Raw genomic sequence first — 11,818 nt, 5'->3', positions numbered from 1 at the left:
TTCAAGGTTGGACCGGAAAGGTTTGACTGTAACTTTGCCCCTTGGCGCAGACTGCCCGGTCTATAGGGGATTCGCAGGATATATCGGTAAATTCGGCTTTTAATTCGCCGGGTTTGTCCGGTACGAAATAAAAGCGGAAATTGGGGTCGGCGCTGATGGCGATATCGATTTTAGCTTGCAAAACCGGTTTGTCGTTGAAGGTGACTTTCAACCGATCGACGAAATGCGACTTTCTAACGAAACGAGTCATTTGATCCATCTGCATGCCGGTGATGTTGGGATGGCTGATCATCAACTGCGCTAATGCCGCCTGACCGGATGGGACGCCTTCGTCCAAACGAAACTTCATTTTACCCAAACGCTTCATCGCTTCGTCCAGATCGGCGCCAATCGGTGCGGAACATCCGCCGCTGGCTTTCACGTATTTTTTGGCCATGCTCAGTTTGCCGTCGTTGGTTTCGGCAATCGCCCGAATATTGCTGTAGGTATTGACCCTTACCCGCATGGCGAGGTCAGCCTTGCCGCTTTCAGGAAAGAAGTCGAATTCGCCTACGAAGGGAAAGGGGTTGTTATCCACCAAAACCCATACCTTTTTTATGTAGCGGGCCGGCGTTTGCGCAATCTTACTGACAATTTTTACCGGAACGATCGCCGGGTCTTCGGCGCGGTACGGCGCTTCCAGTTCGATAATCGGGTTGGACTCTTCTATAGCCTTGCCGGCGAAATACTGGTTTTTCAGCAAATTGTCCCAGTTGCGCTCGTCGCCTTCGGCAAAGGCGATGACTGGCATCAATAAACACAAGCCGATTACCTTATACAATTTGCTCATTGTCGCTCTCTATGTTCAATGGTTTTCAGTCTTCCCATTCTAATTCCGCAAATGCGAGTGTGACATTTTTTCTATGGAATTGTTCGAACAGTTGCCACTGGCTTTGCTGCGACCAAGCGGCGTGTTCCATGGCATATTCCAGGGTTTTACCGTGCTTGATCATACCCCTGACTTCGTCGGCCAGTTGGCTTAAATAGGCCCGCTCGGCTTGCAGCGCTTGCGGCCAATCGCGAACCAAGCGGCCGTGTCCCGGTATTACCAATCGATAGCGTTGTTTTTCCAGTTGTTGCAGTTGCGTCAACCAACCGGTGATGCTGCCGTCGATGACCGGAACGTGTTCCAAGAATAGTAAATCGGCTGCCCACAAGGTATCGGTTTTGGCGTCGTAAATGCTTAAATCGTTATCGGTATGGGCGGTCGGATGAGCGGTCAGCAGCAATTCCCGATTGCCTAGGTCAATGCGCATGCGGTCTTGGACTTCGATGTCCGGGGCGACGATGTTTTTGGCGCTTACCCGAATATCCAACATGTCGTCGGCTTTACTCAGATAGTGCGGGGCACGGGTAGCCATGGCGCGGGCCAGCTTGGCGTGACCGACGAACCGAACTCCCGCTTGTTTGAACGCGAGATTGCCGTAGATGTGGTCGGGATGCACGTGGGTATTGATGACGTAGCAGATAGGCGTGCTGGTGACGCGGGTGATGGCGTTGCGCAGTGCCAAGCCTTGTTGCGGACTTCCGCCGCTGTCGATCACGGCGACGCAACGGTCGCCGACGATGAAGCCGATATTGGCGATTTCGCCGTGATTTTCGCGGTCGGGCCAATGATGCTCGGCAAGGTGGACATATACGCCCGGCGCGGCTTCGGTTATTTTTAAGGCCGGCAAGGCGTAGGCGTCCGCAGCCAGCATCAAGCCAATACAAAAAGACAATAAGCGCATGTTGAGTTGTTAAGCGGCGATCAATTTATAAAATTCGGATTCGGAGACGATGTCGCGGTTGTTTTCCACTCTGTCCAGATACACCAAACCCAGCAAATGATCGTATTCGTGTTGAAACACCCTAGCCGGAAAATCCTGCAACAGTAGTTGCTTTGCCGTGCCGGCGGCATCTTGGTAATAGACTCTGAGTGCGCGGAATCTGGGTACTAGCGCGCGGATGCCGGGCACGCTCAGGCAGCCTTCCCAGTCTTTGCCTATGGTGCGATCCACGATTTCGTAATACGGATTGATCATAACGACCGGCGGCATTTCCGGGGCATGGGGATAACGCGCGGTAGGGCGGGAAGCGACGATGACGATTTGTTTACCTATGCCAAGCTGTGGAGCCGCGATGCCCACGCCATTGTTTTCCAGCATTCGCTCGTGCAACGTTTGCAATAACTGCTGGAACTCCGGGCTTTTAAAATCGTCAACGGGGCTGGCGTGTTGACGCAATGCAGCGGCCCCGAGTTGCAGAATTTCCGGTTTGCTAAGCATAGGTTCCCAGATTGGCTACTAGAAAGATGCGTTCAGTATACTGTGGTTTATTAGAATTGGCTCACCTTTACATCATTGGGCTTTTTTGTGATAGTAGCCGCGCGTTTATAACGCCCGCGTTGACATGCCGGGGAATTAATCGATCAACCATCAGGAGTTACTATGAAAAAAATCCAAAAAACACCGTTCGCTCTGGCTATCGGCGCTTCGCTTCTGCCGTTTGCGGCTAACGCGGCTCAACCCGACGCCAATCCTTTTGCATTGTCGGATTTAACCTCCGGTTACATGCTGAGCGCGGAAGCGGAAAAAGATGCGTCTTCCAAGATGAAAGACGGCGCTTGCGGCGAAGGCAAATGCGGTGGGGCGATGATGCAAAAATCCACCGACGCCAAAGCGATGGAAGGCAAATGTGCCGGCAATAAACCGGCTCCGGCTCCATCCGCTGATAAATCGACCAAAAGCGACGAGAAAAAATAATTTATCCGCGCTATTTTCCGATAGCCGATGTTCGATCCAAGTCGTATCGATTCGAACATCGGTCAAAGTCGTTGCATCTTTTCCCCTCTTTTTAATCCCTCCTCAAGCTTGTGCTCTGCTGTTTGAGCGCGGCGCTTTTTTAAATTCGCAGCCAATCTTGCCGGCTGACCGGCTTTGTAGTCCGAGCAAATCAACCGGCTATGCCGGTTTATATGCACCCTCAAGCGGCTTTGTCCGGGCTTTGCGCCCGCATGGCATAACGGATTCGCGTTTGGCACGTATTCCGCTAATAACCCGATCGGATGACATCGGTGGAACCGTCTCCGCCGGTTCCGGACAACTTGCATTTGTTCGACGCCACCGCTCAGTTTGTGTAGGCCGCGACAAAGGAGGCTCAATGCGAAAAAAAATTTTGGAATGCATAAAAACAGTGCCGCTTTTCGGTTTGGCGTATGTGCCGATAGCCCAAGCACTGACCGACGATATGGGCGGGACCTGGTCCTCTTTAACCTTGTCCGGCAGTTTGCATGCCGTGTCGGCTAACTTGGCGGATGTCCGTTGGCTGCTGATGGAACAAGCGAGGACCCGGGACGATAACCCGGAGGGTATGCGCTTGGCGGAAAATTTAGCGTTTGCGCAAATAGGTTATGGGTTAAATCAACACGCCAGTGTTTGGCTGGGCTATGTGCACGATTGGGGGCATCCGCTGGGTAAAGCGTCTTATCAGGAAAGCCGGCCCTATCAAGATTTTTTATGGAATTCCTCTGCCGATGCTTGGCGTTTTACCAGTCGAACTCGATTGGAAGAACGGGTGCGGCAGGACAGCGGCGAGTTGGGTATCCGGCTTCGGCAGCTGGTGCAAGTCAGTTATCCCTTGGCCTGGATAGACGATAAACTCAGCGTTTATGCGGGTGACGAAACCCTTTGGTATCTGAACGGCAACGATTACGGCAGAAGCGGTTTTAGCGAAAACCGAGCGTTGGGCGGGGTGAGCTATCAATTCGACAAGGCGCTGGGTGCGGACCTCGGTTATCTGGGGCAATATGTCTATAGTTTGCCCGGCCTCGACAACGTCTTTACCCACAATGTCCAATTCAACCTGCGCTACCAATTTTAGCGTTAACCAGGCTTGTTAAAAGCGTATGCCGCCGGCGGTAAGGCGCTCGACGCAGCGTCCATCCAAATCAAAATGACAAGAAGGCATAGCCGCCAACCGAGAGCAGGCCGACCGCGATGATTTTAGCTTTGTCCAGCGCCGATTGTTCGCTCCACGCGTAAGCCAGGCTGGATTTTTTTCGGGTAAGGTAACAGCCGAGCCGGTAGAACGCGTCGGCCAGTTTACCGGGAAGCGTGCGCCAGATTAAATAGCCTAGTGTCAGTCCGGCAAGTAAGGTGAGATAAAACAGCAGCATCTCGGTTTGCCGGCTGTCGGTGGCCAGCGTCCGTTCGAGGGCTTTATATAAGTGGAATTGGCTGGATTCGTAAGTTGCGAGGGCTAAGTCGATCAGGCTTTCTATCGCGATTTCCGCAACCGAATAGAGATAGTCGGCGGTATCGATAGGAAAAAGCAGCACGATCAACAGGCAAGCACTCAACAGGCTGCGGCGCAACCATTGAAATCTTTGGTGGCGGCGGACGTAACGCAGCAACACCTCGCGGTCGCCGGCAGCGAGGTTGACGAATTGTGCCCCGACCGTATAAGGATAACGGTCGAGTTCGAACGGGTTGCTCGGTTTGCAATAAATCACCCGGCAGCAGGTGACGATGCTGGTCTGCGTACTCAATAGAAAAATCCGCACCCGCAACATGTCGCCTGGGTACAAGGGTTGCTCGCAGGTAAACGCGACGCCGTTGCTACTGATATTGACGCGCAGAGTGTCGTTTTCCTTGGCTTTGGAATTAGGCAAAACAGGGATTGGCGGGTATGCGCTTACCGCTGGCGGGAGCTGTTCCGGCTCTTGTTCCAGCTTGCTGAAAATCAAATGGGCTTGATCATAAACCCGGTAAGCAAGCCGGCGATTAATCGTTTTGACAGGTTCTTTGCTCATGGCAATCGCGTCCGAAATTAACAGTAGCCTCAACAGTGTAAGCGGCATGCTCACCGGATGGTCGTTTACCGAGCGTTAGGCTGTCGGGTTGTTACGGATAAAAGCTTCGATCATGCCGGCAAATTATAGGCTTTAAAATCCGAAAGCCGAGCGGCTCAGGCGTCGCTCGACGATTCCAGCATCTCCTTGGCGTGAGCCAAGGTGTTTTCGGTAATGGTGACTCCACCCAGCATGCGGGCAATTTCCTCTACCCGTTCTTGTTCGTTCAAACGTTTTACCGTCGAGGCAGTGACTTCCGCCCGTTGATTTTTGGCGACGAATAAATGTTGATGGGCTTGGGCGGCGACTTGCGGCAAATGGGTGACGCACAACACTTGCCGGTTGGCGCTTAGCCGGCGCAACTTTTGGCCGACGATTTCGGCGATGCCGCCGCCGATGCCGCTGTCGACTTCGTCGAAAATCATGGTCGGGGTGGTTTTATCGCTGCTGGTGGTGACCTGAATCGCCAAACTGATGCGCGACAATTCGCCGCCTGAGGCGACTTTTGCCAGGGGTTTGGCCGGCAAACCGGGGTTGGTGCTCACCAAAAACTCTATCGTGTCCCAGCCGTTCAGTTGCGGTTCGCGATTTTGCAAGGGACGTAATTCGACTATGAACTCGCCGTGCGGCATTCCGAGTTCTTTGATAGTGGCGGAAATGCGTTGCTGCAGTTCGGCGCCGGCCCGCGCCCGACTAGCCGAGAGTTGTTGCGCCAATTGGGTATATTGCGCTTGCAAGCGGCTGCAGTCTTGCTGCAAGGCTTCGATGCGCTCGCTGCTGTGGCTGATGCCGTCGAGTTCCGCGGCCAACTCGTCGGCCAATTGCGGTAATGTTTCCGGTTGGACTTTATGCTTGCGGCTTAAACTCTGGATGACGCCCAGCTGTTGTTCCAGCCAACCCAAGTGTTGCGGGTCCGCTTCTTGGTTGTCTAAAAAACGCCGCAGTTGTTGGCTGGCTTCCTGAATTTGGATGTCCGCTTCGGTCAGCAATTCGACCAGCGGCTGCAACTCGCCGGCGTACCGGCTTAAATCGCTCAACGCATGAAGCACATGCGCCAGCATATCGGCCACGGATTGCTGATCGTTGTCGTACAAGATTTGCAATTGTTGCTGGCCCTCGCTCAGGATTTTGCCCAAATTAGCCAGTTTGCGGTGTTGCTCGGTCAACGCGGCATAGTCGAATTGTTGCAGATCTAATTGGCGCAATTCGTCCAATTGATAGCGCAACAGTTCTTCGCGCTCGGCTTGGTCGCTGCCGGTTTTAAGTAACTGCTGCAGGGTTTTGTGCGCGTTTTTCCAGGCGGTTTGACAATCGTTGAGCGCGTGTAAAAGCGCTTGATGGTCGGCGAAATCGTCCAGCAAGCGCCGTTGGGCTTCGCTGTCCAGCAGGGTCAGATGGGCGTGTTGGCCGTGAATCTCCACTAACAGCCGGGCCAGAGCCTGCAAGGTGTGTAAATTGACCGGCCGATTGTTGATATAGGCTTTGGAGCGGCCATCTTCGCCGACCGTCCGGCGGATTAAGCACTGGCCGTCGTCGTCCAGCTCGTGTTCCGCCAGCCATTGACCGGCCAACGGCGCATCGCTCAGGTCGAATTCGATGTTGATTTCCGCGCGCTTGCAATGGGGGCGCACATAGCCGGAATCGGCGCGGTCGCCCAAAGCCAGTCCCAAGGCCGTCAACAAGATGGATTTTCCGGCGCCGGTTTCCCCGGTCAATACCGACATGCCGGGGTCCAAATCCAGATCCAGTTGATCGACGACGGCTAAATCGATGATGTTCAGATTTAAAAGCATGACTTAAGCGGGGTTGCCGCCGCTCCAATTCAATTTGCTGCGCAAGATGTGGAAATAGTCGTGGTCTTTGGGATGCAAAATAGTAATGGTTTTTTCGGCCTTTTCGATCAGAATTCTGTCGCCTATCGATACGTCCGGAATTTCCAAATGGTCGCAGGTGACCAAGGCGTTGATTTGCCGGGTTTGGTTGAAGCGAATTTCGATCACGGCGTCGTCGGCGATGACTATAGGCCGGTTGGACAAGGTATGCGGATTCAAGGGGACCAATACCAAGGCGTTCAAGGCGGGATGCAATATCGGACCGCCGGCGGACAGCGAATAAGCGGTGGAGCCGGTTGGCGTCGCCACGATCAAGCCGTCCGAGCGCTGAGTATTCAGGTAAACGCCGTCGATGCTGGTGACGATTTCTATCATGCTCGGCGTGACCCAGCGGTGAACCACAACCTCGTTCACCGCGGTTTGCCTATGGATCACCTGGCCGTCGCGGATGATGGAGGCTTGCAACAAGCAGCGGCGTTCGGTCAAGAATCGCCCGGATAAAATTTGTTCCAGGCGGTTGCCCGATTGGTCGGGGGAAATATCGGCCAAAAACCCCAAACGCCCCAAATTCACGCCGATGAGAGGGATTTCAAAATCCGCCGCGGCACGGGCTGCCGCCAAAAAAGTGCCGTCGCCGCCGACCGCGATGATCAAATCGCAATGTTGGGGCAACCGCTCCATGTGGAGGCCGCTGATGCCGGCTTCGGACAACAAGTCGGCGCTGTGATTGTCCATGACGACTTCATGCCCCCGTTCATGCAAAAAACGGAACAAATCGGCTAATGCGGAAGAAATGCCCGGATCGCCGAATTTGCCGATGATGCCGATACGGGGGAAGGTTAGGGACATGTCGTGTCAGAGCGGGTGCGTCGGTTGAAAGTGCGCCGGATTATACAAATAAAACCGTAGCTGGCTAAGGGCAATATCGAAAGACTGGGTGGGCAATAGCAAGCGGGGGCGCGCCAAACACCGAGTGGTTACATCAAAGTCACGTAGCGGCGCCGCTCCTACCAACTACCTTTCATTTGCCGGGCCTTCATGCGCGTTAGGTAAAAATCCGCCGAAGAAGTTGATCGGTAAGCGAGGCCGGCTGAAGGCGGAGCAGGCTGCTGCTCTAAACTGGATTTCTGCGCGCCGGTGCGGGTAGAATGCCGCGCTTTGAAAGCAAATTAGTTAACATTTTGTCGAATTGACGATTGCGGTGATGAAAGAAGTGTGGCGCGGTTTGACCGGTAACCGGATTGCGGGGCAGCGTTCCAGCGGACGCAGCGTTGCTTACCGTGCTGCGATTTTGTTGTTGGCGGCGGTACTGCTCGCCGGTCGGTTGATGTCGTTGGACGGCGTAGGTCTCAGTAGCGGTTTCTCGCATCCTTTAACCGGCTGGGACCACGTGCTGACCATGTTGGCGGTCGGCGTCTGGGCCGCTCAGTTGCGCGGTCACGCCGTTTGGATGCTGCCCATGACCTTTGTCGGCGTGATGAGTTTGGGCGGTTTTGCCGGAGCGGCGGGTTTTGCGTTGCCCAATGTGGAAAATATCGTGTTGTTGTCCTGCGCCGCTTTCAGCATGTTGATCGTGCGCAATGTACGGTTCAGCAACCGGACGAGTGCGGTTATCGTGGCGTTTTTCGCGTTTTTTCACGGTTTTGCCCACGGCCAGGAGATTTCGGCTTCTGCCGGTTTAATTTCTTACACGGCAGGCTTCATGTTGGCGACCTTGTTGCTGCATGGAGCCGGAATGTTGGTGGCGAAGTTGCTGGTATTGGCTGTTGGTTGCTTGGTGACGGTTTTGTTTTCAGGGCCCGCCTTAGCTAAAATCGCGCAGACTCAGTTTCCCGAGCGAACGGCGCAGGTTTCGCCGGCCGTTCGCGTGGATCAAAACGTCGACTATTTTGCCTTGTTTGCGCAGGTCCGGGGTTTTCCGGCTATGGCCGATGCAGGATTTTCAGCTCCCGGGTTTCAGCGAGCAAGTTCCCATTTCGAGATTCCCGAAACGTTGCAGGCCGAGACGCCGCAAGGCAAAGCCGCAGCGGGAACGGCGGCGGCGTCCGATCATCCGGCCCGGTTTCAAGCCGAGCGCGGGGGGAGCGAGGCGGTCTATTGCCAATTAACCGCCTTGAATGCAAGGATCGACTCGGCCGATACCCCGGGCATCGAATTCAAACGTTATTACCCCACTATCAACGCGACGCCAGGAAAAAGCGCGCGTAGCGATGCGGTTGGTCAAACCTCTCCGCCGCTACTATCCCTTGCCAATCCCATATGTCCTCCCGTTGTTACCCCGCCGCTTCCTTTTTTTGTCGAAGACAGTGTCGTTCAAACGCCTGCAGTCTTCGGTTGTTCTCCGTGTACTTCAGTCGCTAGCAACGCCGCCACGCCGCTGCAGTTAGTTCGTAGCGATCGCGACGCCGACTTTCCCTTATCTGCCGCCGGCTGTGCATCCGCCGATTTCGACGCTTCATCCCTAGTTTTTGCGGGTCCGGCTGCCGGTGCCAATGGCGCTAATCGCATGGCACTCGCTTACGCCTATCGTCAATTCGCCTCGTCCGGCTGAAACGGCGGCCATTTTTTATCACAGCATTTTTCTCAATCGGATCGAAGATCAAACCATGAGGGCATCATGAGCAAAATTTATACACATTCCGCTTTCAAATTGACGCCGTTAGCGCTCGGCTTAGGCCTTGCACTCGGCGCGTTTTCCGGGGTGGCCGGCGCGCACAACGTAGAAGAGTTGGACACCGTCGAGGTCGAAGAGGGGCGCGGCAAGGATTTGATCGGCATCGCCGAAACCGCCTCGCAAGGCGAAGTCAGTCAAAAACAATTCGAGTACCGGCCGTTGTCGCGCAATGGCGAATTGATAGAAGTAGTGCCGGGGGCGGTGGCGACCCAGCATAGCGGGTCCGGCAAGGCCAATCAGTATTTTTTGCGCGGGTACAATCTGGATCACGGTACCGATTTCACCACCTATGTCGACGGTATTCCGATGAACATGACCACTCATGCGCACGGCCAAGGCTATATGGATTTGAACAGCATCATTCCGGAACTGGTCAGCAAGGTGGAATACGGTAAAGGCCCGTATTATGCCGAGGTGGGCGATTTCTCCGCGGCCGGTTACGCCAAGATGTTTACCATGAACAAGTTGGAGCAAGGCTTGTTGAAATTCACCGCCGGCGAGTTCGACTATTACCGCACCTTGGCGGCGCATTCATCCAAGGTTGGCGACGGCGATTTGTTATATGCCGGCGAATTCAATTTATATAACGGTGTCTGGCAGGTGCCGGAAGATTCGCAAAAATTCAACGGCATGTTGAAATACACCTTGGATCAGCACGATTGGGGCTTGTCGATTAACGGTAAGGCCTACAGCAATAGTTGGACCGCGACCAACCAGATTCCGCAATCGGCAATCGATAGCGGAGCGTTGGGTTTGTACGGTTCTATGGATCCGAGCGACGGCGGCAAGAGCAACCGCTACAGCTTGTCGGCGAATTTTTGGCAATTCGGCGACAATTGGAAAAACGACGCCAACTTGTACACGCTGTATACCGATCTGGATTTATATTCCAACTTCAGCGGCTTTACCAGCGGTCCGCAAGGCGATCAGATTCTGCAAACCGAGCGGAGGGTGCAAACCGGCGGCAATATCGAGCATACCCGCTACAACAAATTACTGGGCTTCGAGATGGATAACAGCGTCGGCCTGCAATTTCGGCACGACGAAATCATGGGCTTGGGTTTGTACCATACCAGCCAACGGCAAATCCTCGATACCGTCAGCTTGAGCGATGTCGGGGTAACGACTATCGGTACCTATTTTAAAAATCATACCCATTGGCACGAAAAAGTGCGCACCATTGCCGGCTTACGCGGCGATTTCATCAACAACGATGTGAATGTGCGCGATACCGGCAGCGGCTTGGTCAGCGTCAATTCCGCCAATTCCGGCAGCCGCGGCAAGGTAATGGTCAGCCCCAAGCTTAGCTTGGTGTTAGGTCCCTGGTACGATACCGAGTACTTCTTCAATATCGGTTACGGCTATCATTCCAACGATGCCCGCGGCACCACCATCCGGTTCGAGCCGACTACCGGGGCCGCCCTGGGGAGCGAGCAGGCCCGGATTACCCCGGCGGCCTGGTCGCGCGGCGGCGAATTCGGCATACGCACCAATTACGTGCCTGGCTTGAATAGCACCTTCGCGTTATGGTGGTTGGAGTCCAGCCAGGAATTGGTGTTCGTCGGCGACGAAGGTACCACCGACGTCAACCGCAAATCCCACCGCTACGGCGTTGAACTGACCAACTATTACCAGCCTACCGATTGGTTGACCCTGGACGCCGATTACGCCTTGACTACCGCCCGTTATGCCGACGACGGCTCGTCCGTACCCAATTCGGTCGGTAGGGTGATCAGTACCGGGGTAACGGTGACGGCGCCTAACGGTTTGTTCGGGACCTTGCGTTTTCGTCATTTCGGCCACGTGCCGTTGGACGAAGCCGGCCAGTATTGGGCCGGCGATACCAATATCGTCAATTTGGGTGCCGGCTATAAGCAAAAACGCTACAAATTGGAATTGGACGTATTCAACTTGCTGGGTTCGGAAAGCAGCGACATCGCCTATGCCTACGATTACCAGTATCCCAACGCTGCGGGACCGCAATCCGGCATCTTGCGCCACCCGGTGGAACCGCGCATGGTCAGAGGTACGGTGACCATTAACTTTTAAACCGCATATCGGTTTTAGGACTTCAGCCAAGGTTATGTCGGTGGGCCGGCGTTTACGATCCGGTTCATCGCAGCTAGGACGGTATTTAAGGGGTTGGGTTAATTCTATGGTGCGAATTCGGGGGATGGGTTGCAGGGTGCTCCAGCTTATCTCGGAGCTGTGATGGCCTGAAACGAAAGAAGAGGTAGGAGCGACGCGAGTCGCGATTCGACGCCGCAATTCGTGACTCGCATCGCTATCCGGAATGGCTGAATAGTTACCTACTTGTATAGAGTGGATTGCATGCCATGACTATTTGCACCATGGATGTGCGGTTTTAGCCCGAAATGATTCAATCGTGTGCGAAAGCCCACTGTTGTAGCGAAATTTACACAGTTCCGGATGGAGCGTTTT

Annotated in this window: 10 protein-coding genes; 4 read left to right on the top strand and 6 right to left on the bottom strand. The window is 54.4% G+C overall.

The features are described from left to right. Window position 1: 1 nt before the first annotated feature. Genes F1E05_RS12825 through def form a run of 3 tightly spaced genes read right to left on the bottom strand, consistent with a single transcriptional unit; the run spans window position 2 to window position 2,306 of the window. Window positions 2-829, bottom strand: coding sequence for a quinoprotein dehydrogenase-associated SoxYZ-like carrier (locus tag F1E05_RS12825; protein ID WP_150049058.1), 828 nt, complete (start codon window positions 827-829; stop codon window positions 2-4). A gap of 25 nt (window positions 830-854) precedes the next feature. Next, the gene (locus tag F1E05_RS12820; protein ID WP_150049056.1) at window positions 855-1,769 is read right to left on the bottom strand and encodes a quinoprotein relay system zinc metallohydrolase 2; all 915 of its coding nucleotides are present in this window, start codon (window positions 1,767-1,769) and stop codon (window positions 855-857) included. 9 nt (window positions 1,770-1,778) lie between these two features. Continuing rightward, window positions 1,779-2,306: a peptide deformylase gene (gene def, locus F1E05_RS12815; protein WP_150049054.1), complete on the bottom strand. Its 528-nt coding sequence runs from the start codon at window positions 2,304-2,306 to the stop codon at window positions 1,779-1,781. 162 nt (window positions 2,307-2,468) lie between these two features. On the opposite strand from def, the gene F1E05_RS12810 reads away from it, so the two are divergent. After that, window positions 2,469-2,783 (top strand): hypothetical protein, encoded by a 315-nt coding sequence (locus F1E05_RS12810; RefSeq protein WP_150049052.1) that lies wholly within the window; start codon window positions 2,469-2,471, stop codon window positions 2,781-2,783. Between the two features lie 397 nt (window positions 2,784-3,180). Further along, window positions 3,181-3,900 carry a DUF2490 domain-containing protein gene (locus F1E05_RS12805; RefSeq protein ID WP_150049050.1) on the top strand — a complete coding sequence of 240 codons (720 nt, stop codon included), beginning with the start codon at window positions 3,181-3,183 and terminating at the stop codon, window positions 3,898-3,900. Window positions 3,901-3,967: 67 nt separating this feature from the next. On the opposite strand, the gene F1E05_RS12800 is transcribed toward F1E05_RS12805, so the two are convergent. The 3 genes from F1E05_RS12800 to F1E05_RS12790 all read right to left on the bottom strand — a co-directional run bounded on the left by F1E05_RS12800 (window position 3,968) and on the right by F1E05_RS12790 (window position 7,551). Next, window positions 3,968-4,831, bottom strand: coding sequence for a PilZ domain-containing protein (locus F1E05_RS12800; RefSeq protein ID WP_190303131.1), 864 nt, complete (start codon window positions 4,829-4,831; stop codon window positions 3,968-3,970). Between the two features lie 155 nt (window positions 4,832-4,986). Then, on the bottom strand, window positions 4,987-6,663 hold the full coding sequence (gene recN, locus F1E05_RS12795) for a DNA repair protein RecN (protein WP_150049046.1): 1,677 nt from the start codon (window positions 6,661-6,663) through the stop codon (window positions 4,987-4,989). A 3-nt stretch (window positions 6,664-6,666) separates the two neighbouring features. Beyond that, on the bottom strand, window positions 6,667-7,551 hold the full coding sequence (locus F1E05_RS12790; protein WP_150049044.1) for an NAD(+) kinase: 885 nt from the start codon (window positions 7,549-7,551) through the stop codon (window positions 6,667-6,669). A 355-nt stretch (window positions 7,552-7,906) separates the two neighbouring features. Between F1E05_RS12790 and F1E05_RS12785 the strand changes: the two genes are divergently transcribed. Together F1E05_RS12785 and F1E05_RS12780 are read left to right on the top strand one after the other, a co-directional pair. Further along, window positions 7,907-9,253 (top strand): HupE/UreJ family protein, encoded by a 1,347-nt coding sequence (locus F1E05_RS12785; RefSeq protein ID WP_150049042.1) that lies wholly within the window; start codon window positions 7,907-7,909, stop codon window positions 9,251-9,253. A 66-nt stretch (window positions 9,254-9,319) separates the two neighbouring features. Then, on the top strand, window positions 9,320-11,425 hold the full coding sequence (locus F1E05_RS12780; RefSeq protein ID WP_150049040.1) for a TonB-dependent receptor: 2,106 nt from the start codon (window positions 9,320-9,322) through the stop codon (window positions 11,423-11,425). Window positions 11,426-11,818: the final 393 nt, after the last annotated feature.

Origin of the sequence: Methylomonas rhizoryzae (genome assembly GCF_008632455.1) — a bacterium.
In the GTDB taxonomy this organism is placed as follows: domain Bacteria; phylum Pseudomonadota; class Gammaproteobacteria; order Methylococcales; family Methylomonadaceae; genus Methylomonas; species Methylomonas rhizoryzae.
This window is presented reverse-complemented; position numbering and strand designations above follow the sequence as displayed.